Genomic DNA, 21,937 nt, shown 5'->3' on the forward strand with positions numbered 1-21,937 from the left:
GGCACGCCGCCGCGCACCCGCCTGACCCCGCCCCCGGCGTGTCGCCCGAGGTCGCACGCTTGTCATTTCGCGAGAGCGCGGGTGATAATGCAGGGAGAACCGAACAGAAATCGCCGGATCCGCCCGGTCAGGTCGTAGGGGAAGACGCACCTGACGAACGGAGAAGATCATGGCGACACCCATCGCGCGCGGAGTGGTCTACATCCACTCGGCGCCACGAGCACTGTGTCCGCACCTGGAGTGGGCGGTCGGCCGATCCCTCGGCCGGGCCGTGAACTTCGAGTGGCAGGACCAGCCGGTGCTGCCCGGGGCTCGTCGCACCGAGTACTACTGGGAGGGCTACGCCGGCAGCGGCGCGGCACTCGCCACGGCCATCCGCGGATGGGAGCACCTGCGGTTCGAAGTGACGGAGGACCCGACGCCCCGCAGCGACGGCGGCCGTTGGATGCACACGCCCGACCTCGGCATCCACTACGCGCAGATCGACAGCGCGGGAAACGTAGTCGTGCCCGAGGACCGCATCCGGTACGCCATGGAAATCGCCGGCGCCGACCCGTTCGAGTTGCGCCGTGAGCTCGACGTCGCGCTCGGCAGCGCGTGGGATCAGGAGCTCGAGGCGTTCCGCACCGCGAGCGACGACGCCCCGGTGGTCTGGCTCCACCAGGTGGGCTGAACAGGCTCGCGCGCGAAGCGCCCCAGAACGGCAGACGCCCCAGGAGAGAACTCCTGGGGCGTCTTGCCGTGCGGGGTGGCCGGGCTCAGCCCTCGTAGGACGCGATCGCGACGACCGCGTTGTGGCCGCCGAAGCCGAACGAGTTGCTGATCGCGAGCTGCGGGCCATCGCCGAGCGGCTGCGGCTCGCCGGAGAGGCGGAACGGCACCTCGGGGTCCTGCTCGGTCATGTTGATCGTGGGCGGGGCGACCCGGTCGCGCAGCGCGAGGACGGTGTACACGGCCTCGAGCGCTCCGGTGCCGCCGAGCAGGTGGCCCGTCGACGCCTTGGTGGCCGACACGGGGATCTCGTCGATGCGGTCGCCGAACACGCGCTTGAGGGCGACGTACTCGTTCGGGTCGCCGACCGGCGTGGAGGTGGCGTGCGCGTTGATGTGCGTCACGTCGTCGGGGCTCGCTCCGGCGACCTCGAGCGCCTGCTCGACGGCGCGGGCGGCGCCCCATCCCTCGGGGTCGTTGCCCGTGATGTGGTACGAGTCGGCGGTCACGCCGCCGCCTACGAGGTAGCCGTAGATCTTCGCGCCGCGGGCCTTCGCGTGCTCCTCGGTCTCGAGGATGAGGACGGCGGCGCCCTCGCCCATGACGAAGCCGTCGCGGTCTACGCTGCCCGGACGCGATGCGTGCGCGGGGTCGTCGTTCCGACGCGACAGCGCCTGCGCGGATGCGAACGAGGCGACCGTGATGGGGTGGATGGCCGACTCGGCTCCACCGGCGATGACCACGTCGGCGAGGCCCTGCTGCAGGTGCTCGTACGCGTTGTAGATCGACTCCGTGCTCGAGGCGCACGCGCTCACCACGGTGCGGGCGTATGCGCGGGCGTTGAACTGGAGTGAGAGGTTGCCGGCGGCGGCGTTGGGCATGAGCATCGGGACCGTCAGCGGCATGACGCGGCGCGGGCCCTTCTCGCGCAGCGTGTCCCACGCGTCGAGCAGGGTCCAGACGCCGCCGATGCCGGTGGCGAAGTCGACGCCGAGGCGCTCGGGAGCGACGTCGGGCTCACCCGCGTCGGCCCAGGCCTCGCGAGCGGCGATCAGCGCGAACTGCGTGGACGGGTCGAGGCGCTTGGCCTCGTGCCGGGGGAGGACCTCCTCCGGACGCACGATGGCCTCGGCAGCGAACGTCACCGGGAGCTGGTACTTCTCCACCCAGTCGTGCTCGAGCGGACGGGCGCCGGAGACGCCGGCGAGCAGATTGCGCCAGTTGTCCTCGACGGTGCCGCCGATGGCGGAGGTCGCGCCGAGGCCGGTGATGACGATGCGCTTGGTCATGACGTGGTTCCCCTGTGTTCGGTGAAAGGCAATGCGGGCGTCACGCCGAGACGGCGTGACCGCCCGGCGTGACGCCCGAGAGCATCACTGGTTGGCGGTGATGAAGTCGACGGCGTCCTTCACCGTCTTGAGGTTCTTGACTTCCTCGTCCGGGATCGTGACGCCGAACTTCTCCTCGGCGTTGACGACGATCGTCATCATCGAGATCGAGTCGATGTCGAGGTCGTCGGTGAAGGACTTCTCGAGGGCGACCTCGGAAGCGTCGATGCCGGTCTCGTCCGTGATGAGCTCGGCCAGGCCCGCGAGGACCTCGTCGTTCGTGTATGCCATGGTTATCTCTCTTTCGCGGTTTGGTTGATCACAACAGGTCGGGAACCGCCCAACAGTCTAGAGGCGCGGCGGGCCGGATCCGTGGAGGCGTCAGGGAAGGACGACGACCTGCGCCGCGAACACGAGACCGGCGCCGAAGCCGATCTGCAGGGCGAGACCGCCGGAGAGCTCCGGGTTCTCCTCCAGCAGACGATGCGCGGCGAGCGGGATGGACGCCGCGGACGTGTTGCCGGTGTCAGCGATGTCACGCGCGATGGCGACGGTGTCGGGGAGGCCCAGCTGCTTCGCGAACTCGTCGACGATGCGCATGTTGGCCTGGTGGGGGATGAACGCCGCGAGGTCGGCCGGCTCGATGCCCGCCGCCTCGAGGGTCTGCTTCGCGACCTTGGCCATCTCCCACACGGCCCAGCGGAAGACGGTCTGACCCTCCTGGCGAAGCGTCGGCCACTCGGCCTCGCCGTCGCGGAACTGCGTGAGCGTCGCGTTCATGCGAACGGCCTCGGACTTCGAGCCGTCCGAGCCCCACAGCGTCTGCGACACGCCGGGCGTCTCGCTCGGGCCGAGGAGGGCCGCTCCCGCGCCGTCTCCGAGCAGGAACGAGATCGAGCGGTCGGTGGGGTCGACGATGTCGCTGAGCTTCTCCGTGCCGATGACGAGGGCGTAGCGCGCGCCGCCCGAGCGGATGAGCGCGTCGGCCTGCGCGATGGCGTAGCAGAACCCGGCACACGCCGCGTTGATGTCGTAGGCCGCCGCCGGGTTCGCGCCGACGCGGTCGGCGACGATGGCGGAGACGGAGGGCGTCTGCCGGGGGTTGCTGATGGTCGCGACGATGACGAGGTCGATGTCGGATGGCGCGACGCCGGCCCGACGGACGGCCTCGGCCGCGGCGTCGGCGGCGAGGTCGACGGCCGTGGTCTCCTTGTCCGCGCGGACGCGCGTGACGATGCCCGTGCGCTGACGGATCCACTCGTCGCTCGAGTCGATCGGGCCGACGAGGTCGTCGTTGGGGACGGCGTTCTCGCCGCGCGCTGCGCCGTAGGCGTAGATGCGCGAGTGCGCGCTTCCGGTCGCTTCCTTCAGCATGGGGGTCATCGTGCTCTTCTCCTCACTCACGCGAGCAGCGCTGCTGCCGCGTCGAGATCATCCGGGGTCTTCACCGCAACGGTCGGCACGCCCTTCAGCCCGCGCTTGGCGAGGCCGGTGAGAGCGCCCGCCGGAGCGAGCTCGACGAGTCCGGCGATCCCGGCGTCGACGAACGAGGTCATGCAGAGGTCCCACCGCACCGGGTGGCTCACCTGGTGGACGATCAGCTCCAGCGCACGCGCGCCGGTCGCGACGGTCGCGCCGTCGCTGTTGGTCCAGAGCGGCAGGGTCGGGTCGCCGAGCTCGGCGATCGCGTCCACCGCACTCTGCAGCGCGCCGGTGGCGGGAGCCATGTAGGAGGTGTGGAAGGCGCCCGCGACCTGCAGCGGGATGACGCGCGCGCCCCGCGGGCCGTTCTCGGCGAGAGCCGCGAGGCCCTCCTTCGCACCGGCGGCCACGATCTGCCCGCCGCCGTTGAAGTTCGCCGGCTCCAGGCCGGCGTCGGCGATCGCCTGCAGCACCTGGGCCTCGACGCCGCCGACGACGGCACTCATGCCGGTGTCCGCCTGCGCGGCAGCTTCGGCCATGGCGCGGCCGCGCTCGCCCACGAGCCGCATGCCGTCCTCGAAGCCCAGCACGCCGGCGGCGACGAGCGCGCCGATCTCGCCGACCGAGTGGCCGGCGACACCGCCGGGCTCGCCGGCGCGGGCGCGCAGGGCCTCGTAGGACACGACGCTGGCCGCGACGATCAGCGGCTGCGCCACGCGGGTGTCGCGGATGCGATCGGCATCCCACTCGGTGCCGGCGGCGACGAGGTCGACCTGGGCCGCGTCGGACGCGGCCTCGAGGCGCTCGCGCACCCCGTCGAGCTCGAGCCAGGGGCTGAGGAATCCGGGCGTCTGGGACCCCTGTCCGGGGAAGGCGGCGACGATCACCCGTCAATCATGCCAACCCCGACATCGGTTCGGTGGCGGGATCGTCACAAGATTCCGCGGATCCGTTATGTGTGTCGGATAACTCCGGCTCAGCGACGGCCGTCGCGGGGGCGTCGCACCGGTCGACGCACGGCGTCCTTCGGTCCGATCGAGCCGAGGATCAACGCGGTCTGGAGGATGAGCGCCTCCCGCGGACCCGTGGCGTCCCATCCGATCACGTCGCTCACGCGCTTGAGCCGGTACCGCACGGTGTTCGGGTGCACGAACAGCTCGCGGGCGGTCGCCTCGAGCGATCGGCCGTTGTCGAGGTAGCTCCAGAGCGTCGTCACGAGATCCGTGGAGTGCGCCTCGAGCGGTCGGAAGATCCGCTCGATGAGCGTCTGCTTCGCGAGCGGGTCGCCCGCGAGGGCGCGCTCGGGAAGGAGGTCGTCGGCTTCCACCGGCCGCGGCGCATGGCGCCAGGCACGCGCCACGGCGAACCCCGCGAGGGCCGCCCGCGCGCTGCGGCTGGCGTCGACGAGCGCGGGCATCGCGGGCCCCAGGACGAGGTGCCCCGGGCCGAAGCACGGCTCGAGCGCGTCGGCGATGTCGCCGAACGACAGCTCGCCGTCGGCGTCTGCGGGCTCCCGGCCTGGTGCGTGCGCGCGCCCGAGCACGAGCACGAGCCGCGACCCCTGCACGCCGATGAGCACGTCGACGCCGAGGCGCCGCGCGGTGCGGCGCACCTGGTCGACGTCGAAGATCGGGGGAGTGGTGCCCACGAGCACCGACACCTCGCCGTGCCCGTGCCAGCCCAGCGCGGCGATCCGGCTCGGCAGCTCCTCGTCGGTCTCGCCCGTGAGGATGGAGTCGACGACGAGCGCCTCGAGGCGGGCGTCCCACAGGCCGCGGGACTCCGCCGCGCGGGCGTAGACGTCGGCGGCGGTGAAGGCCACCTCACGGGAGTAGAGGAGGATCGACTCGCGGAGCTGGTCGCCGCGACCCCTCACGCGCTCCTCCATGACGTCCACCGTCGCGCGCACGAGCTGCAGGGTCTGCTGCAGGCTCACGCTGCGCAGCAGCTCGCGCGGGGCGGCGTCGAAGATGTCGGCCGCGATGGAGGGCGTGCCGGTGGGGTCCTCATACCACTCGATGAAGGAGCTGATGCCGGCCTGGGCCACGAGCCCGACCGCCGAGCGTCGCGCCGGCGGCATCTCCGTGTACCAGGGCAGCGTCTCCTCGAGGCGCTGCAGCACGGCCGTCGCGACGTCGCCGGAGATGCGGCGCAGCCACGCCAGCGTCGCCGCTTTGTCCATCGTCGCTCTCTCCTCCGGTGACACGACTCTCTCCGCGAACACAGGGGCGGGGCCCCGCTTTCCGGGGGCCCCGCCGTCTGTCGTTCCGCTCACGCGGTTCAGGCGTCTCCGCCCGCGTTGCCGGACGCGCCGGCGGTCACATCGTGGATGCGGTACTTCTCGATCGCCTGGCCGATGACCGAGCGGTCCACCGCGCCCTGGTCCGCGAGGGACTGCAGCGCGCGGACGACCATCGAGGGGCCGTCGATCTTGAAGTAGCGACGGGCGGCCGCACGCGTGTCGGCGAAGCCGTAGCCGTCGGCGCCGAGCGTGTAGTACGGCCCGGGGACCCACTGGCGGATCTGGTCCTGCACGGCGTGCATGAAGTCGCTCGTCGCGATGAACGGACCCTCGGCGCCCTGCAGCTTCTGCGTGAGGTACGCCTGACGCGGCTCCTCCTCGGGGTGGAGGAAGTTGTGCTCGTCGGCGGCGAGGCCGTCGCGACGCAGCTCCGTCCACGACGTGACGGACCACACATCCGCCACGATGCCCCAGTCGCTCTTCAGCAGCTCCTGAGCCTCGAGCGCCCACGGCACGCCGACGCCCGAGGCGAGCAGCTGGACGCGGGGTCCGTCGCCGGTGCCCACCGAGATGCGGTGGATGCCCTTGACGATGCCGTCGACGTCCACATCCGCTGGCTCGGCCGGCTGGCGCATCGGCTCGTTGTACACCGTGAGGTAGTACATGACGTCGGGGTCGGGGTGCGTTCCGCCGTACATGCGCTCGATGCCCGACTGCACGATGTGCGAGACCTCGTACCCGAACGCCGGGTCGTAGGTGAGCGTGGCGGGGTTCGTCGACGCCAGCAGCGGCGAGTGGCCGTCGGCGTGCTGCGTCCCCTCGCCCGTGAGCGTGGTGCGGCCGGCGGTGGCGCCGATGATGAAGCCGCGCGCGAGCTGGTCGCCCGCCGCCCAGAATGCGTCGCCGGTGCGCTGGTAGCCGAACATCGAGTAGAAGATGTAGACCGGGATCAGCGGCTCGCCGTGCGTGGAGTACGACGTGGCGGTGGTGGTGAACGCCGCCGCGGCACCCGCCTCGTTGATGCCGACGTGCATGATCTGGCCCTGCGGGCTCTCCTTGTAGGCCAGGAGCAGCTCGCGGTCGACCGAGGTGTAGTTCTGGCCGTGCGGGTTGTAGATCTTCGCCGAGGGGAAGTACGAGTCCATGCCGAACGTGCGCGCCTCGTCGGGGATGATCGGCACGATGCGGTTGCCGAAGCCCTTGACCCGCATGAGGTCCTTGAGCATCCGGACGAACGCCATCGTCGTGGCGACCTCCTGGTTGCCCGAGCCCTTCTTCGGGAATGCGTAGTCCTTGTCCTCGGGGAGGTTCAGCGCGACGTGCTTGCTGCGACGCTCCGGCAGGAACCCGCCGAGCTCACGGCGGCGCTCCAGCATGTACTGGATCGTCTCGTCCTGTGCACCCGGGTGGTAGTACGGCGGGCGGTACGGGTCGGCCTCGAGCTGCGCGTCGGACACCGGGATCTGCATGGTGTCGCGGAACAGCTTCAGGTCGTCCAGCGTCATCTTCTTCATCTGGTGGGTCGCGTTGCGGCCCTCGAAGTGGGGGCCCAGGCCGTAACCCTTGACCGTCTTCGCCAGGATGACCGTGGGCTGGCCCTTGTGCTCCATGGCCGCCTTATACGCGGCGTAGACCTTGCGGTAGTCGTGGCCGCCGCGACGCAGGTGCCAGACGTCCTCGTCGCTCAGGTCCTTGACGAGCTCGAGAGCGCGCGGGTCGCGGCCGAAGAAGTTCTCCCGGACGTAGGCGCCGGACTCGGCCTTATAGGTCTGGAAGTCGCCGTCGGGGGTGACGTTCATGAGGTTCAGCAGCGCGCCGTCGGTGTCGCGGGCGAGGAGGTCATCCCACTCTCGGCCCCAGACGACCTTGATGACGTTCCAGCCGGCGCCGCGGAAGAAGCTCTCGAGCTCCTGCACGATCTTGCCGTTGCCGCGGACGGGGCCGTCGAGGCGCTGGAGGTTGCAGTTGATCACGAACGTGAGGTTGTCGAGACCCTCGTTCGCCGCGACCTGCAGCTGGCCGCGCGACTCGACCTCGTCCATCTCGCCGTCGCCGAGGAAGGCCCAGACGTGCGAGTCCGCGACGTCCTTGATCCCGCGGTTCGCGAGGTACTTGTTCGTCATGGCCTGGTAGATCGCGTTGATCGGGCCGAGGCCCATCGACACGGTCGGGAACTGCCAGAAGTCCGACATCATGCGGGGATGCGGGTAGGAGGGGATGCCGTTGGGCGCTCCCGACTTCTCCTGGCGGAACGCGTCGAGCTGCGCCTCGGTCAGACGGCCCTCGAGGAAGCCGCGGGCGTAGGCGCCGGGGGAGGCGTGGCCCTGGTAGAAGATCTGGTCGCCGCCGGACGGGTGGTCCTGGCCGCGGAAGAAGTGGTTGAAGCCGACTTCGTAGAGCGAGGCGGCCGAGGCGTAGGTGGAGATGTGACCGCCGACGCCGATGCCGGGGCGCTGCGCGCGGTGCACCGTGATCGCGGCGTTCCACCGGATCCAGTGGCGGTAGCGGCGCTCGAGCTCCTCATCGCCGGGGAACTCCGGCTCGTCCTCGGGAGCGATGGTGTTGACGTAGTCCGTCGTCGGGACCATGGGCACGCCGAGGCGCAGCTGCTGGGAGCGCTGGAGCAGGCTCAGCATGACCTCGCGGCCGCGCTGGGAGCCCTTGACATCCACCAGCTCGTCGAGCGACTGCTGCCACTCGCTGGTCTCCTCCGGGTCGCTGTCGTGCGCCCCCTGCGAGTACGGATCCTGGTCGTGAACAGCCACAGGTGACCTTTCGTCTGGCGGGCAGATCGTGCCGCGGAACGGAGCGAGGCGTGCAGCTCCCGGTCGGGCCGATGCACGCGCATCGGAGCCAGCCTAGTCCTTCCCTCGAGAGTGGGGCGCGCATGACGGATGGCCCGGCGTCTGCCGACCCCGGGCCATCCGCTTCAGAGGGCGGAGCGGATCGCCTGCTCGACGGTGACTCCGCGCCCGACCTTCGTCGGCGGGTCTCCCGGCTGCTCCGAGACGTGGATGGCGTAGGTGCCGTCGCTCTGCGCGACGACCCAGCCCCAGGGCCGGTGGTCGCGCTTGACGCGCAGGTCCGGGTACCAGATCGGGCTCTGCACGGGCGTGGGCTCGAAGGAGTAGAGCGTCTTGCCCACTGTCACGAGCTGCGTCGTGCGCACGGCGGCATCGATGAAGTCGCGGTCGAAGGCTCGCATGACCGGATCCTCACATCACCGAGGCGGCACGATCAGATCTCGTCGTCGTCGTCGCCCGCGGCGAGGCGGTCGGCGTCGGCGCTGTCCACGAGATCGTCGTTCGCGTCGGGATCCAGCACGGTCTCGCCATCCGTCTCGGTGGTGGGGAGATCGTCGTCGGAGCGGTCGCCGGGAAGGGGGAACTGTGCGGGGAACGGGTTCGACATGATGGCTCCTTTGCTGAGGGGCCCTCAGCCTAGAGCCGGCCCTCGCTGCGTTCCATCGCCTTGACCTTCGCAGCGCGTGAGGCTAGCCGCGAGCGCTGCGGTTGTGCTCCAGGGCGAGCTCGACCCACGCGGCGAGCTGCTCGTCGTCGCGGAGAACGTCGGGGGCGATCTCGATCCACCCGGGCCCCATGGTGCGCCCCTGCCCCATCTCCGCCTGCAGGGCGCCCGGCCGGGTCAGGAGCTCATCGTGCCGGTCGGCGTCGACGCGCACGAGGAGCGCCCCGTCCTCGAGGACGCTCGCGATCATCCTCTCGGCGACCATCACCGATCGTCCGCCGAACATCGACACCTCGCGGACGACCGGCTCGTCGCCGAGGAGGACGCGGACGCGCGAGACGAGTGCGGTCTGCTCCGGGGTCATTGCTCGCTCGATCCGTCGGTCATGACGGCCATCATCCGCCTGCTCGGCGTCAGCCGCCACGGGATGCATCACGGTGGGCCCTGCCGGGATCGAACCGACGACATCCACGGTGTAAACGTGGCGCTCTACCAGCTGAGCTAAAGGCCCTCAGCTGTCGATTCTAGGGGCTCGCATCGAGGCGCCGTGCACCCCGCGACCGTAGGCTGGAGGGGTGAACGCCAGCCCCGCCGACCAGCGCCTCCTCCTCGACCTCGCCGACCTCGACCGCCGCCTGCGTCAGGCGGAGGCGACGCGGCGCAACCCGCCTCAGGCCGCGCGCGTGCAGGAGCTCGTCGCGCAGCGCACCGCGCAGAGCCACGAGCTCGCCGTCCGCGTGGGCGCGCGCGACGAGCTGCAGGCCGAGGTGACGCGCCTGGAGTCGGACGTGTCGCTCGCCGAGCAGCGCCGCTCGCGTGACCGTCAGCGCCTCGACGGATCGGCCAGCGCGAAGGACGCCCAGGCGCTCGAGCGCGAGATCGAGGCGCTCACGCAGCGCCTCCGCTCCCTCGAAGACGCGGAACTCGAGCTCATGGAGCGCCTCGAGACGGCGGAGGCGGCCGTCGCCGAGCAGCAGGCGCTGCTGGCGGAGACGACCGCCGAGGGGCAGCGCCTGAGCGCCGAGGGCAAGGCGCACGTCGAAGGATCGGCTCGCGACATCGAAGCGCTCACCCGCGACCGCGCGGCCGTCGCCGAGCGGATCCCCGCCCCGCTCACCGCCGCGTACGACCGGCTCGCCCAGCGCGGCATCGTCGCTGCGGCGCCCTTCACCCGCGGCGCGTGCGGCGGCTGCCACGTGATGATGGCCCCGAGCGACCTGCAGGCGCTGCGCGCGGTTCCCGCCGACCAGATCGCGAACTGCCCCGAGTGCGGGTGCATCCTCGTTCGCACCGAGGAGTCCGGGCTCTGACCCCATCCGTCGCCCTCGGGCGCGAGGGCGATGCCGTCGTCGCGGTCTCCCTCGACGAGGGCGCCGTGCGCGAGCGCGTGGCCGACGCGGCGGATGGCCGTGGCCTCGCCGCGTGGGTCAGCCAACGCGAGGCGCGGGATCGGCCGCGCTGGGTCTGGTCCGACACCGCGTCGTGGTACCCGCGGCTCTTGGAGCACGGCGTGCGCGTCGAGCGCTGCGACGACCTGCGGCTGCGCCATCGCATCCTCCACCATGCCGTGACGTCCGACGCGCCCGCCCATCCCTGGGATGCTGCGCCGCTCGACGCCGAGCCCGCGGCGGCGCCGGCCCTCTTCGAGGTCGCCCCGCGTGCGGACGAGAGCGCGCTGGACGACCTCGCGGCCACAGTGGCCGAGTGGCGCGCCCAGCAGGAGCTCGGGGCGCGCGCGATCGACCCCGGGCGCATGCGCCTTCTCCTCGCGGCGGAGTCCGCCGGCGCGCTGGTCGCGGCGGAGATGCGGGCCGCGGGCATCCCCTGGGACGCGCGGCGTCACGACGAGCTGCTGACGGCCGCTCTCGGCGCGCGCCGGGCGGGCGGGCTGCCCGTGCGGATGGACGAGGCCGCGGCGCAGGTGCGCGAGGCGCTCGGCGACCCGCGCGCCAGCCTCGACTCGCCGCCCAAGCTGCTGCGCGCGTTGCGCAGCGTCGGCGTCTTCGTCGATTCGACGAGCAAGTGGGAGCTCCGCCAGCACGACCATCCCGTCGTCGCCCCGCTGCTCGAGTACAAGCGCATGGCTCGCCTCCTCGCCGCGAACGGATGGGGATGGCTCGACGAGTGGGTGCACGAGGGCCGATTCCGTCCGGTGTACATCCCCGGCGGCGTCGTCACCGGGCGCTGGGCCTCGTCGGGTGGGGGAGCGCTGCAGATCCCGCGCTCCCTGCGTGAGGCCGTCCGAGCGGATCCGGGCTGGCGCATCGTGTCCGCCGACGTCGCGCAGCTCGAACCCCGCGTGCTCGCGGCGATGGCGCGCGACGAGCGGATGGCCAGGGCCGCGGCGGGCGCGGACCTCTATGAGGGCGTCGTCGCGAGCGGTGCCGTGTCCACCCGGGCCGAGGCGAAGAGCGCCGTGCTCGGAGCGATGTACGGCGCGACGCAGGGCGATGCCGGGCGCCTCGTCCCCCGGCTGCGGAAGGTCTTCCCCGATGCCATGGAGCTCGTCGACGCGGCCGCGCGGACGGGCGAGGACGGGGGAGTGGTGCGGACCTGGCTCGGTCGCACCTCACCCGCGCCGGAGGAGGCGTGGCGACAGCTGCAGTCGGAGGCCAGCGGCGCGGAAGCCTCCGCAGCGCTCGTCGCGGGAGCACGCCGGACCGCGCGCGATCGGGGGCGGTTCACACGGAACTTCATCGTGCAGGGCAGCGCGGCCGAGTGGTCGCTGGCCTGGCTCGCCGATCTGCGCCTGCGACTCACCGCTCTCGGCGCCGTGAGCGAGGGGGAGGCCGCGGCGGCCTCCGGGCCCGCGTTCGCCCGTCGACCGCACCTGGCCTTCTTCCTGCATGACGAGGTGCTCGTGCACACGCCCGAGGCGTACGCGGAAGACGTGGCCACGGCCATCCGCGCGGCCGCCGACTCGGCGGGACGTCTGCTGTTCGGGGAATTCCCTATCGACTTCCCACTGGATGTGCACATCGAGCGGTCAGCGGCGAAGTGACGACGACGCGCTCCCGTAGACTGGGAGCGCGAATGGGTCGGCTGGACGGTCGCGTCGCGGGCGGTTCGCCGCACCGCGCCGAGGAACGTCCGGGCTCCACAGGGCAGGGCGGTGGGTAACACCCACCCGGAGTGATCCGCGAGACAGTGCCACAGAGAACAGACCGCCGGGATCCGTCCCGGTAAGGGTGAAACGGCGGTGTAAGAGACCACCGGGGGTCATGGCGACATGACCCGCCAGGTAAACCTCGCCCGGAGCAAGACCAGACAGAGGATGTTGACGCGGCCCGCCGAGTCCTCGGGTAGGTCGCTGGAGCGGCACGGCAACGTGTCGCCGAGAGAGATGGCCGTCGATGGGGCGCGAGCCCCGGGACAGAACCCGGCGTACAGGCCGGCCCATTCGCCCTGAGCACGAGAAGAGGCTCCCGGCTTCCGCCGGGAGCCTCTTCGCTTCCCGTCAGACCTGCGCGAGCGACGCGGCGCCGATGATGCCGGCGTTGTTGCGATGCACGGCGGTCACCATCTCCGCGCGCGTGGTGATGTACGGCATGAACTTCTCGGGGTTCTTCGAGACGCCGCCGCCGACGACGAACAGGTCGGGGGAGAAGAGGAACTCGACGTGCGCGTAGAACTTCTGGAGGCGGTGGCCCCATTCCTCCCACGACAGGTCGTTGCGCTCACGGGCCGTGGCGGCGGCGAAGCGCTCGATCGACTCGCCCTCCCAGATGAGGTGCCCGAGCTCGGTGTTGGGGATGAGCACGCCGTCGTAGATGAATGCCGAGCCGATGCCGGTCCCCAGGGTCGTGAGGATCGTGAGTCCGTCGCGACCCTTCGCCGCGCCGAAGCGCGCTTCGGCCAGACCGGCCGCGTCGGCGTCGTTGACGAAGTGGATCTGCCGGCCCAGGCCATCCTCGAAGAACTTCTCGGCCTCGAAGCCGATCCAGTCGTGCGAGATGTTCGCCGCCGACAGGGTGCGGCCGCCCTTCACGATCGCCGGGAAGCAGACGCCCAGGGGCAGGCCCTCGGCGTCGGCGCCGAGCAGCTCGAGAAGGTCATGTGCGGTGCGCAGAACATCCGCCGGGTGGGCACCCTCGGGGGTGTCGATCCGCACACGATCACTCAGCATGGTGCCCTCGGAGAGGTCTACGATGCCGGCCTTCATGCCGGTCCCTCCGATGTCGATTCCGACAGCACGGTCCACAGTCTTCGCCATGAGCAAAGCCTATCCGCCGCGTGGGACCGCTCCCGACACGCAGAAGACGCCGACCCCGAAGGGCCGGCGTCTGCAAGGCGTGTGTGTCAGGCGCTCTTCACACGGGTGGGGTCCTGCCCCGCGCCGCGGCGATCCCGGATGAAGGCGAGGCGCTCCGCGAGGAGCTCCTCGAGCTCTTCGATCGAGCGACGCTCGAGCAGCATGTCCCAGTGGGTGCGAGCGGCCTTCTCGCCCGAGCGGTCTACCTCGACGGTGCCCTTGTCGAGCTTGAGCAGCGCCTCCCCGCCGCACGTGCGGCACTCCCACGTCTCGGGAGCCTCGGCGTCAGCGGCGAACGTGAGTGTCGTCTCCCGCCCGCAGGCGCCGCAGACGTAGGTCTGCTCCTTGCGCTCCATGAACACGACGCCCTCTTCGCTCTGAAGAGACTGGGCGCCGAGTCGGATACCACGAAGGCTGCGATCTGCCATGGTGAAGTCCTCTCGTCGGTCACCATTTGTAACGCTTCCGGCTGTGCGGATCATCCGAACGGATGGCGCCGGATGCGGTATTCCCAGGCGACGCTCAGCGCGCCAGGGCGGTGCGCGCGACGTCGGCGCGATCCGTCACGATTCCGTCCACTCCACGCGCCACGAGCCCCTGCATCCGAGGGATGTCGTCGACGCCCCACACGTGCACCTCGACGCCCGCCTCGTGCGCCCAGCGCACGAGCCTGCGCGTGAGGATGGGCACCCCGTTCCGGCGCTCGGGGATCTGCAGCGCGTCGATCGTCGACAGCAGGCGACGGGCGCGCCCGCGTGCGCCGACGCGGGCGGCGACGACGAGCTGGCGGATCATCGTGGCATCGGCGCTCGTGGCGGGTCGCGCGAGGGCGGCCGCCGCGAGCGCAGCCGCGCGCCGCTCAGCCGAGAAGCTGGTGAGCAGGACGCGGTCCGCGTGATCGGCGAGGATCCGTCCTGCGGGGTCCGCCGCGCCCGCGGCCTTCACATCGACGTTGAACCGCGTCTTCGGAAAGTCGCGCATGACGTCGCGCAGCACGGCGAGGCCCCCGCGCCCGGCGAGCAGCTCCTCGAGCTCGCGTGCCGTGACGTCGGCCACCGCACGCGGATCGCCGGTCACGCGCTCCAGCGTCGCATCGTGGAAGAGCACGACGACCCCGTCCGCCGTCAGATGGCAGTCCGTCTCCACGTACTCCACGCCCGCCGCGTGCGCGGCGGCGATCGCGGCGACGGTGTTGTCGACGATGCCGTCGGCGGCCATGTCCGCGGTCACGAGACCGCGATGAGCGAGCACCCGCGGATGGCGCGCCCCGGCGAGGTAGGGATGCGTCACGGACGCGGCGGGGTGACGTCCCCGAGGCCGGGGATCCTGCCGGCGAATCCGCCGGAGATCCCCTTCAGCGCCTCCGTCAGCTCGCTCGGGATGATCCAGAGCTTGCTGGCCTCGCCCTCGGCGATCTTGGGCAGCGTCTGCAGGTACTGGTACGCGAGCAGCTTCTCGTCGGGGTTGCCGGCGTGGATGGCCCCGAACACCGTCTCGATCGCCTGCGACTCGCCCTGCGCACGCAGCACCTGCGCCTGCTTCTCGCCCTCGGCCTGCAGGATCGCGGCCTGCCGGGCGCCCTCGGCGACGAGCACCTGCGACTGCTTCTGCCCCTCGGCCTGCAGGATGGCCGCGCGGCGGTCGCGCTCCGCGCGCATCTGCTTCTCCATCGCGTCCTGCAGGGTCACGGGCGGGTCGATCGCCTTCAGCTCGACGCGGCTGACCTTGATGCCCCACTGCCCGGTGGCCTCGTCGAGCACGGCGCTGAGCTTGCCGTTGATGACGTCGCGGCTGACGAGCGCCTCCTCGAGGTTCAGGCTGCCCACGACGTTGCGGAGGGTGGTGATCGTCAGCTGCTCGACCGCGCCGAGGTAGTTCGCGATCTCGTAGGTCGCCGCGCGTGGGTCGGTCACGCGGAAGTAGACCACCGTGTCGACGGCGACCGAGAGGTTGTCCTCCGTGATGACCTGCTGCGGCGGGAACGACACGACCTGCTCGCGCAGATCGACGCGCGTGCGCGCCCGGTCGATGAACGGCACGATGAGGTGCGGCCCGCCGAAGAGCGTCCGGTGGTACTTGCCGAGGCGCTCGACGATGACCGAGTCGCTCTGCGGGACGATCCGGATGGCCCGGATCAGGATGGTGACGACGACCAGGACGACGGCCGCCACCAGGATCCAGGTGAGAACCGTCGAGATCGTGCTGCTGCTGTCGTTCATGTCAGCTCTCCTCCAGTGTGCGGATGACGACGAATGCGGTCGCGCCCTGGATCGACTCGACGGCGATGGGGGTCTGCGGCGCGAGGGACCGCTCGCCGTGCACGCGCGCGGACCACGAGTCCCCGTTGGCGAGCTTCACGCGACCGGACATCGACGTCACGGTCTCGGTGACGACGCCGGGCAGCCCGACGAGGGCGTCGACGTTGAAGGTCTTCGGATCGGCGCTCCTGTTCAGCCGGCGCAGCAGCGGCGGCCTCAAGAACACCAGGAGCGCGACCGCGGCGGCCGCGGCGACGATCACCTGCAGCCACAGCGGCGCCCCGAGCAGACCCGAGCCGATCCCGAAGATCGCGCCGATGCCGAGCATGAGGAACGTCAGCTCGCCGGAGACCATCTCGACGACGAGGAAGATGGCGATGAGCGCGAGCCAGACGACCCACGCGTACTGCTCGATCGCTTCCATGCGGCCTCCTCGGGGCGGTCCTGCTCGGAACCTATCACGCAGGTCCGACGCCGCCAGGGCGCGGATCCGCGGGGGAGAGGGCGCTCTTGGTAGGGTCGGAGCGTTCCATCCCCAACGCTTCGGAGTCCTCGTGTCGCAGCCCCTCGCCCCGCAGTCCCTCGCCGGCAAGACGGTGCTCGTGACCGGATCGTCACGCGGCATCGGCGCCGACACCGTGCGCTACGCCGCGCAGGCCGGCGCCAACGTGGTCATCAACTTCCGCAACAAGGCGCCGCGCGCGGAGAAGCTCGCCCGCGAGGTGCGCGAGCTCGGCGTGGAGGCCCTCGTCGTCGGCGCCGACCTCACCGACCCGGGCTCGGTCGCCGGCATGATCGAGGCCGTCAAGGAGGAGTTCGGCTCGCTCGACGTCCTCCTGCTGAATGCTTCCGGGGGCATGGAGGCCGACCTGGGTGAGGACTACGCGCTGCGCCTCAACCGCGACGCGCAGGTGAGCGTGCTGGAGACGGCGCTGCCGATCATGCCCCGCGGCGGACGCGTCGTGTTCGTCACGAGCCACCAGGCGCACTTCATCCGCACGACCCCGACCATGGACGCGTACGAGCCGGTCGCCCTGTCGAAGCGCGCGGGCGAGGACGCTCTGCGCGAGCGCATCCCCGCGCTCACATCGCGTGGCGTCGAGTTCGTCGTCGTCTCCGGTGACATGATCGAGGGCACGATCACCGCCACGCTCCTCGAGCGCGTGAACCCCGGTGCCATCGCGCAGCGCCGCGAGGAGGCCGGACGCCTCTACAACGTGTCGGAGTTCGCCGCGGAGATCGCCCAGGCGATCGTCGATCCGATCCCCGCCGACAACGAGCGCATCGTCGGCGACACCACGGGCTTCCGCGGCACGGACTGATTCCTCGCGGTCGCGCCGCCGGTCGGAAGGCGGAGGCGCGACCGGCGCGAATGGCGCGCGTTCAGCCGAGCAGGAACGCGCTCGCGAACAGCACCGGCAGACATCCGAGCGTTGTGAGGAACACGGTGTCTCGCGCGACGATCTCGCCCGTGTCGTAGCGCTGGGCGTAGTTGAAGACGTTCTGCGCGGCCGGCAGGGCGGCCAGCACGACGACCGCGAGCAGCGGCTCATCCTCGAGCCCGAAGGCGAAGCGGCCGATCGCCCATGCCACGAGCGGCATGATCACCAGCTTCATCGCCGTCGCGGTGATCACGTCGCGCCGTGTGCCGCGCTCGGTGAGCACGCGCTGACCGTAGAGCGACAAGCCGAAGCTGATGAGCAGCACCGGCACCGCGCCGCCGGCGAGGAGCGAGATCGGCTCCATCACGATCGGCGGCAGGTCGACATCGAACAGCGCCACGAGAACGCCCAGCGCGGCGCCCACGATCATCGGGTTGCGGAGGGTGCGACGGAGGATCCGCCACGGTCGCACCTCGCTCGACGTCGAGGCCTCCAGCACGGCGAGTGCCACCGGAGTGAAGACCAGCAGCTGCATCAGCAGGATCGGCGCCGCGAGCGCGGCATTGCCGAGGACGTATATCGCGATCGGGATGCCGATGTTGTTGCCGTTGACATAGCCCGCGCCGAGTGCGCCGACCGTCGCCGCGCCCCAGCTGCGTCGCCACGCCAGGCGGGCGATGAGCGCGTAGGCCGCGAAGATCACCGCCGCCGCGAGCGCGGAGACCGGCAGCAGAGAGGAGAACAGCACCTCGAGATCGGCGTCGGCGAGGACGCTGAAGAGCAGGAACGGATTGAGCACGAAGAAGCTCAGACGGCTCAGCACGTAGCGCGCGTTCGGGCCGAGCAGGTCGATGCGTCCGATGACGTATCCCGCGAGGATCGCGGCCGCCACCACGGAGAAGCCGGTGAGCACATCGATCATGCGGCGCCCCGCGAGGCCGACGTGCGGGCCGAGGCACTGCGGCTCTCGCCGGCACGGGTAGTCACCCCTCCACGCTACCGTCGGCGCCGGCATGCCCCGATCGGATGGATAGGCTCGCGTCATGAGCCGCATCTCCCGTGTCACGGTGTTCCTCGGTTCGTCGATGGGGGCGCGCCCCGAATTCGCCGAGGCCGCCCGGGCCTTCGGCCGGGCCGTCGCCGAGCGCGGAGCGGGTCTCGTCTACGGAGGCGGACGCGTCGGTCTGATGGGGGTCGTCGCCGACGCCGGGATGGCGGCCGGGGGAGAGGTCGTCGGGGTGATCCCGCAGCACCTCCTTGCGACCGAGGTGGCCGACAACGAGCTGACGTCGCTCGAGATCGTGCCCGACATGCACGCGCGGAAGCTGCGGATGGCCGAGCTCGGCGACGCCTTCGTGGCGCTGCCCGGGGGAGCGGGGACCCTGGAGGAGCTCTTCGAGGCATGGACCTGGCTGCAGCTCGGAATCCATCGGAAGCCCGTCGCTCTCCTGGACGTCGACGGGTTCTGGTCGCCGCTCATCGCGGCGATCGACCACATGACGTCGGAGGGATTCGTGCGCGAGCCGTTCCGAGAGACGCTCATCGTGTCGGACGACATCGACGCGCTTCTGACGGCACTGGAGCAGTGGGAGCCGCCGGCCCCGAAGGGCTCGGCACCGCGACCGTGACGGCGTCCGATCGAGACGCGCGTCTGCGCGAACTCGTCCTGCTCCGGCGCGTGCGGGACCGGATGGACCGTGAATACGCGCGACCGCTCGACGTGACGGCGCTCGCCCGCGGCGTGAACATGTCGGCCGGGCACCTCAGCCGGCAGTTCCGCCTCGCGTATGGCGAATCGCCGTACGCCTACCTCTCGACGCGGCGCATCGAACGGGCGATGTCGCTTCTCCGAGGCGGCGACACCTCCGTCACGGAGGCGTGCTTCGCGGTCCGCTTCGGATCCCTCGGCACCTTCAGCACGCGCTTCACAGAGCTCGTCGGAATGCCGCCGAGCGAGTACCGCCGTCGGGCGCAGGGGGACCTCGCCGGCCTGCCGACCCTCGTGTCCAAGCACGTGACGCGACCGGTCAGGAATCGAGAAGCGCGGCCATCCGACCCGCGGATACCGTGAACGCCATGAGCATCACCATTCACTCCAGCTTCCTGCCGCAGACGGATCCGGAGGCGGCGCTGGTCTTCTACCGCGACGCGCTCGGGTTCGAGGTGAGGAACGACGTCGGCTACCAGGGCCTGCGCTGGCTCACCGTCGGCCCGGCAGACCAGCCCGACACGAACATCGTGCTCTATCCCCCCGCGGCCGAGACCGGGATCACCGCCGAGGAGCGCGAGACCATCCTGGAGATGATGGCGAAGGGGACCTTCGCGAGCCTCCTGCTCGCCACCCCCGACGTCGATGCGGAATTCGCCCGCCTCGAGGCGCTCGGAGTCGATATCGTTCAGGAGCCGATGGACCAGCCCTACGGCGTGCGCGACGCGGCGCTGCGCGACCCGTCGGGCAATCTCATCCGTCTGCAGCAGCGCCGCTGAAGCCCCTCGATCCCGGGAGAGACCATGGCCGTGAACGACGCCCACGTCGCCGACACCCACGACGTCATCCGCGTGCAGGGCGCGCGGGAGAACAACCTGAAGGACGTCAGCGTCGACATCCCGAAGCGGCGCCTCACCGTGTTCACGGGGGTGTCCGGGTCGGGCAAGAGCTCGCTCGTCTTCGACACCATCGCGGCAGAGTCGCGGCGCCTCATCGACGAGACGTACAGCGCGTTCGTCCAGGGGTTCATGCCCTCCGTGCCGCGCCCCGACGTCGACGTCCTCGAGGGCCTGACCACGGCCATCCTCGTCGACCAGGAGCGCCTCGGCGCGAACCCGCGATCCACCGTGGGCACCGTCACCGACGCGAACGCGATGCTGCGGATCCTGTTCAGCCGGCTCGGCGAGCCCTACATCGGCGGAGCGACGGCCTTCTCGTTCAACATCCCCACGCAGAAGGCCAGCGGCGTGATGACCGGGCCGAACGGCGAGAAGAAGATCGTGAAGGACGCGATCTACCTCGGCGGCATGTGCCCGCGCTGCGAGGGGCGGGGCACGGTGTCCGACGTCGATCTCGCTCAAGTCATCGACGAGACGAAGTCGCTCGACGAGGGCGCGATCCTCGTGCCCGGGTACACGGCCGACGGCTGGATGGTGAAGGGCTTCTCCCAGTCGGGCTTCTACCCGGCCGACAAGCCGATCGCCGAGTTCACGGAGAAGCAGCGGCATCTCTTCCTCTACGGCGAGGTCACGAAGGTCAAGATCAGCGGGATCAACATGACCTACGAGGGGCTCATCCCGAAGATCACGAAGGCGATGTTCTCGAAGGATGTCGATGCGCTGCAGCCGCACATCCGCGCGTTCGTGACGCGAGCGGCCACCTTCACGCGCTGCCCCGAGTGCGACGGAACGCGCCTCACCGAGGGCGCGCGCTCGTCGAAGATCGACGGCGTGAGCATCGCGGATGCGTGCCGTATGCAGGTCACCGACCTCGCCGCCTGGGTGCGCGGTCTGGACAGGCCCGGAGCCGGACCGCTGCTCGGCGCACTGGGCGCCAACCTCGACGCGTTCGTGACGCTCGGGCTCGGCTACCTGAGCCTCGACCGCCCGTCGGGAACGCTGTCCGGGGGAGAGGCGCAGCGGATCAAGATGCTGCGGCACCTCGGCTCCTCGCTCACCGATGTGACGTACGTCTTCGACGAGCCGACCATCGGGCTCCACCCGCACGACATCGAGCGCATGAACACGCTCCTCCTGCAGCTGCGCGACAAGGGCAACACCGTGCTCGTCGTCGAGCACAAGCCGGAGACGATCGCGATCGCCGACCGCGTCGTCGACCTCGGGCCGGGAGCGGGAACCGGCGGCGGGACGATCTGCTTCGAAGGGACGGTCGAGGGGCTCGCGGCCAGCGACACCGTGACCGGCCGCCACCTCGGGTACCGCGCGTCTCTGAAGCCCACCGTGCGGGAGGCGTCCGGGTACATCGAAGTGCGCGGCGCGAACGAGAACAACCTCCAGGACGTGGACGTCGACATCCCCCTCGGCGTCCTCACGGTCGTGACCGGCGTCGCGGGCTCGGGGAAGAGCTCGCTCATCCACGGCTCCGTCGCGCGACGCGACGGCGTCGTCTCGATCGATCAGGGGGCCATCCGCGGTTCTCGCCGCAGCAATCCGGCGACCTACACCGGCCTGCTGGAGCCCATCCGCAAGGCGTTCGCGAAGGCGAACGGGGTGAAGCCCGCGCTCTTCAGCGCGAACTCGGAGGGTGCCTGCCCATCCTGCAAGGGTGCGGGCGTCATCGTCACCGAGCTCGGGTTCATGGAGACGGTGGAGACGCCGTGCGAGGACTGCGGCGGGCGCCGATTCCAGGCGGCCGTCCTCGACTACAAGCTCGGCGGACGCGATATCGCGGAGGTGCTCGACCTGCCCGTCGCGGAGGCGCGCCGGTTCTTCTCGGAGGGCGAGTCCAAGATCCCCGCGGCAGCGGCCATCCTGACCCGGCTGGAGGATGTCGGGCTCGGATACCTCACGCTCGGCCAACCGCTCACCACGCTCTCGGGCGGCGAGCGTCAGCGCATCAAGCTGGCGAACGAGATGGGGGAGAAGGGGGAGGTGTACGTCCTCGACGAGCCGACGACGGGCCTCCATCTGGCGGATGTCGAGAACCTGCTGGGCCTACTGGATCGGCTCGTCGACGCGGGGAAGACCGTTGTCGTCATCGAGCATCATCAGGCGGTCATGGCGCACGCGGACTGGATCATCGACCTCGGGCCGGGTGCGGGGCACGACGGCGGGCGCGTCGTCTTCGAGGGCACGCCGGCCGACCTGGTCGCGGCGACGTCCACACTGACCGGGCAGCACCTGGCGCGCTACGTCGGGGAGTGACC

General features: G+C 70.7%; 23 protein-coding genes, 1 tRNA gene and 1 other RNA gene. 9 read left to right on the top strand and 16 right to left on the bottom strand.

The window, feature by feature from the left end; translation table 11 throughout:
• Positions 1 to 169 precede the first annotated feature (169 nt).
• Entirely contained in the window at positions 170 to 673 is a 504-nt protein-coding gene (locus D7D94_RS03535; protein ID WP_156241241.1) for a DUF3145 domain-containing protein, read from the top strand.
• Positions 674 to 758: 85 nt separating this feature from the next.
• Here D7D94_RS03535 and D7D94_RS03540 read toward each other — a convergent pair whose 3' ends face one another.
• The 10 genes from D7D94_RS03540 to D7D94_RS03580 all read right to left on the bottom strand — a co-directional run bounded on the left by D7D94_RS03540 (position 759) and on the right by D7D94_RS03580 (position 9,682).
• Positions 759 to 2,000 (bottom strand): beta-ketoacyl-[acyl-carrier-protein] synthase family protein, encoded by a 1,242-nt coding sequence (locus D7D94_RS03540; RefSeq protein ID WP_156241242.1) that lies wholly within the window; start codon positions 1,998 to 2,000, stop codon positions 759 to 761.
• Positions 2,001 to 2,084: 84 nt separating this feature from the next.
• Entirely contained in the window at positions 2,085 to 2,330 is a 246-nt protein-coding gene (locus D7D94_RS03545) for an acyl carrier protein (RefSeq protein WP_156241243.1), read from the bottom strand.
• A 90-nt stretch (positions 2,331 to 2,420) separates the two neighbouring features.
• A complete protein-coding gene (locus tag D7D94_RS03550) occupies positions 2,421 to 3,422 on the bottom strand; it encodes a beta-ketoacyl-ACP synthase III (RefSeq protein WP_156241244.1) in 1,002 nt (333 codons plus the stop codon).
• 17 nt (positions 3,423 to 3,439) lie between these two features.
• The gene (locus tag D7D94_RS03555) at positions 3,440 to 4,348 is read right to left on the bottom strand and encodes an ACP S-malonyltransferase (RefSeq protein WP_156241245.1); all 909 of its coding nucleotides are present in this window, start codon (positions 4,346 to 4,348) and stop codon (positions 3,440 to 3,442) included.
• Between the two features lie 89 nt (positions 4,349 to 4,437).
• Positions 4,438 to 5,643, bottom strand: coding sequence for a PucR family transcriptional regulator (locus tag D7D94_RS03560; protein ID WP_156241246.1), 1,206 nt, complete (start codon positions 5,641 to 5,643; stop codon positions 4,438 to 4,440).
• A 98-nt stretch (positions 5,644 to 5,741) separates the two neighbouring features.
• Positions 5,742 to 8,468, bottom strand: coding sequence for a pyruvate dehydrogenase (acetyl-transferring), homodimeric type (gene aceE, locus D7D94_RS03565; protein WP_156241247.1), 2,727 nt, complete (start codon positions 8,466 to 8,468; stop codon positions 5,742 to 5,744).
• Between the two features lie 164 nt (positions 8,469 to 8,632).
• Positions 8,633 to 8,908: a hypothetical protein gene (locus tag D7D94_RS03570; RefSeq protein ID WP_156241248.1), complete on the bottom strand. Its 276-nt coding sequence runs from the start codon at positions 8,906 to 8,908 to the stop codon at positions 8,633 to 8,635.
• A 32-nt stretch (positions 8,909 to 8,940) separates the two neighbouring features.
• Positions 8,941 to 9,114, bottom strand: coding sequence for a hypothetical protein (locus D7D94_RS14235; RefSeq protein ID WP_173024231.1), 174 nt, complete (start codon positions 9,112 to 9,114; stop codon positions 8,941 to 8,943).
• Positions 9,115 to 9,196: 82 nt separating this feature from the next.
• The gene (locus D7D94_RS03575; protein WP_156241249.1) at positions 9,197 to 9,643 is read right to left on the bottom strand and encodes a TfoX/Sxy family protein; all 447 of its coding nucleotides are present in this window, start codon (positions 9,641 to 9,643) and stop codon (positions 9,197 to 9,199) included.
• Positions 9,610 to 9,682: transfer RNA gene (locus tag D7D94_RS03580), tRNA-Val, on the bottom strand. The genes D7D94_RS03575 and D7D94_RS03580 overlap by 34 nt, the downstream gene beginning before the upstream one ends.
• A gap of 64 nt (positions 9,683 to 9,746) precedes the next feature.
• Here D7D94_RS03580 and D7D94_RS03585 point away from each other — a divergent pair.
• From D7D94_RS03585 to rnpB, 3 genes are all read left to right on the top strand, one after another.
• A complete protein-coding gene (locus tag D7D94_RS03585; protein WP_156241250.1) occupies positions 9,747 to 10,481 on the top strand; it encodes a zinc ribbon domain-containing protein in 735 nt (244 codons plus the stop codon).
• A complete protein-coding gene (locus D7D94_RS03590) occupies positions 10,439 to 12,172 on the top strand; it encodes a bifunctional 3'-5' exonuclease/DNA polymerase (RefSeq protein WP_156241251.1) in 1,734 nt (577 codons plus the stop codon). The genes D7D94_RS03585 and D7D94_RS03590 overlap by 43 nt, the downstream gene beginning before the upstream one ends.
• Before the next feature lie 33 nt (positions 12,173 to 12,205).
• Positions 12,206 to 12,574: RNase P RNA component class A (rnpB, locus tag D7D94_RS03595), an RNA gene on the top strand.
• Positions 12,575 to 12,628: 54 nt separating this feature from the next.
• On the opposite strand, the gene ppgK is transcribed toward rnpB, so the two are convergent.
• The 5 genes from ppgK to D7D94_RS03620 all read right to left on the bottom strand — a co-directional run bounded on the left by ppgK (position 12,629) and on the right by D7D94_RS03620 (position 16,105).
• Positions 12,629 to 13,384 (bottom strand): polyphosphate--glucose phosphotransferase, encoded by a 756-nt coding sequence (gene ppgK / locus D7D94_RS03600; RefSeq protein WP_156241252.1) that lies wholly within the window; start codon positions 13,382 to 13,384, stop codon positions 12,629 to 12,631.
• An 86-nt stretch (positions 13,385 to 13,470) separates the two neighbouring features.
• On the bottom strand, positions 13,471 to 13,851 hold the full coding sequence (locus D7D94_RS03605) for an RNA polymerase-binding protein RbpA (protein ID WP_156241253.1): 381 nt from the start codon (positions 13,849 to 13,851) through the stop codon (positions 13,471 to 13,473).
• Positions 13,852 to 13,945: 94 nt separating this feature from the next.
• Positions 13,946 to 14,713 carry a glycerophosphodiester phosphodiesterase family protein gene (locus D7D94_RS03610; RefSeq protein WP_156241254.1) on the bottom strand — a complete coding sequence of 256 codons (768 nt, stop codon included), beginning with the start codon at positions 14,711 to 14,713 and terminating at the stop codon, positions 13,946 to 13,948.
• Positions 14,710 to 15,642, bottom strand: coding sequence for an SPFH domain-containing protein (locus D7D94_RS03615; RefSeq protein ID WP_156241255.1), 933 nt, complete (start codon positions 15,640 to 15,642; stop codon positions 14,710 to 14,712). The genes D7D94_RS03610 and D7D94_RS03615 overlap by 4 nt, the downstream gene beginning before the upstream one ends.
• A gap of 1 nt (position 15,643) precedes the next feature.
• Positions 15,644 to 16,105 (bottom strand): NfeD family protein, encoded by a 462-nt coding sequence (locus D7D94_RS03620; protein WP_156241256.1) that lies wholly within the window; start codon positions 16,103 to 16,105, stop codon positions 15,644 to 15,646.
• Positions 16,106 to 16,235: 130 nt separating this feature from the next.
• Between D7D94_RS03620 and D7D94_RS03625 the strand changes: the two genes are divergently transcribed.
• Positions 16,236 to 17,003 carry an SDR family oxidoreductase gene (locus D7D94_RS03625; RefSeq protein ID WP_156241257.1) on the top strand — a complete coding sequence of 256 codons (768 nt, stop codon included), beginning with the start codon at positions 16,236 to 16,238 and terminating at the stop codon, positions 17,001 to 17,003.
• Positions 17,004 to 17,064: 61 nt separating this feature from the next.
• On the opposite strand, the gene D7D94_RS03630 is transcribed toward D7D94_RS03625, so the two are convergent.
• Positions 17,065 to 17,985, bottom strand: a complete 921-nt coding sequence (locus D7D94_RS03630) for an AEC family transporter (protein WP_156241258.1) — start codon at positions 17,983 to 17,985, stop codon at positions 17,065 to 17,067.
• A 121-nt stretch (positions 17,986 to 18,106) separates the two neighbouring features.
• Here D7D94_RS03630 and D7D94_RS03635 point away from each other — a divergent pair, with 121 nt between their 5' ends.
• Genes D7D94_RS03635 through D7D94_RS03650 form a run of 4 tightly spaced genes read left to right on the top strand, consistent with a single transcriptional unit; the run spans position 18,107 to position 21,935 of the window.
• On the top strand, positions 18,107 to 18,691 hold the full coding sequence (locus D7D94_RS03635) for an LOG family protein (protein ID WP_156241259.1): 585 nt from the start codon (positions 18,107 to 18,109) through the stop codon (positions 18,689 to 18,691).
• Positions 18,688 to 19,134, top strand: a complete 447-nt coding sequence (locus tag D7D94_RS03640) for a helix-turn-helix transcriptional regulator (protein ID WP_246171866.1) — start codon at positions 18,688 to 18,690, stop codon at positions 19,132 to 19,134. The genes D7D94_RS03635 and D7D94_RS03640 overlap by 4 nt, the downstream gene beginning before the upstream one ends.
• A 5-nt stretch (positions 19,135 to 19,139) precedes the next feature.
• The gene (locus tag D7D94_RS03645) at positions 19,140 to 19,550 is read left to right on the top strand and encodes a VOC family protein (RefSeq protein ID WP_156241261.1); all 411 of its coding nucleotides are present in this window, start codon (positions 19,140 to 19,142) and stop codon (positions 19,548 to 19,550) included.
• A 24-nt stretch (positions 19,551 to 19,574) separates the two neighbouring features.
• Complete coding sequence (locus D7D94_RS03650; RefSeq protein WP_156241262.1) at positions 19,575 to 21,935, top strand: ATP-binding cassette domain-containing protein; 2,361 nt, start codon at positions 19,575 to 19,577, stop codon at positions 21,933 to 21,935.
• Positions 21,936 to 21,937: the final 2 nt, after the last annotated feature.

Origin of the sequence: Microbacterium oryzae, assembly GCF_009735645.1 — a bacterium.
Classification (GTDB): domain Bacteria; phylum Actinomycetota; class Actinomycetes; order Actinomycetales; family Microbacteriaceae; genus Microbacterium; species Microbacterium oryzae.

Coding starts and splice junctions, on each gene's coding strand:
- D7D94_RS03535 (WP_156241241.1), top strand. CDS start 170: ATGGCGACACCCATCGCGCGCGGAGTGGTCTACATCCACTCGGCGCCA.
- D7D94_RS03540 (WP_156241242.1), bottom strand. CDS start 2,000: ATGACCAAGCGCATCGTCATCACCGGCCTCGGCGCGACCTCCGCCATC.
- D7D94_RS03545 (WP_156241243.1), bottom strand. CDS start 2,330: ATGGCATACACGAACGACGAGGTCCTCGCGGGCCTGGCCGAGCTCATC.
- D7D94_RS03550 (WP_156241244.1), bottom strand. CDS start 3,422: ATGACCCCCATGCTGAAGGAAGCGACCGGAAGCGCGCACTCGCGCATC.
- D7D94_RS03560 (WP_156241246.1), bottom strand. CDS start 5,643: ATGGACAAAGCGGCGACGCTGGCGTGGCTGCGCCGCATCTCCGGCGAC.
- D7D94_RS03570 (WP_156241248.1), bottom strand. CDS start 8,908: ATGCGAGCCTTCGACCGCGACTTCATCGATGCCGCCGTGCGCACGACG.
- D7D94_RS14235 (WP_173024231.1), bottom strand. CDS start 9,114: ATGTCGAACCCGTTCCCCGCACAGTTCCCCCTTCCCGGCGACCGCTCC.
- ppgK (WP_156241252.1), bottom strand. CDS start 13,384: ATGGCGAAGACTGTGGACCGTGCTGTCGGAATCGACATCGGAGGGACC.
- D7D94_RS03605 (WP_156241253.1), bottom strand. CDS start 13,851: ATGGCAGATCGCAGCCTTCGTGGTATCCGACTCGGCGCCCAGTCTCTT.
- D7D94_RS03615 (WP_156241255.1), bottom strand. CDS start 15,642: ATGAACGACAGCAGCAGCACGATCTCGACGGTTCTCACCTGGATCCTG.
- D7D94_RS03620 (WP_156241256.1), bottom strand. CDS start 16,105: ATGGAAGCGATCGAGCAGTACGCGTGGGTCGTCTGGCTCGCGCTCATC.
- D7D94_RS03630 (WP_156241258.1), bottom strand. CDS start 17,985: ATGATCGATGTGCTCACCGGCTTCTCCGTGGTGGCGGCCGCGATCCTC.
- D7D94_RS03635 (WP_156241259.1), top strand. CDS start 18,107: ATGAGCCGCATCTCCCGTGTCACGGTGTTCCTCGGTTCGTCGATGGGG.
- D7D94_RS03645 (WP_156241261.1), top strand. CDS start 19,140: ATGAGCATCACCATTCACTCCAGCTTCCTGCCGCAGACGGATCCGGAG.
- D7D94_RS03650 (WP_156241262.1), top strand. CDS start 19,575: ATGGCCGTGAACGACGCCCACGTCGCCGACACCCACGACGTCATCCGC.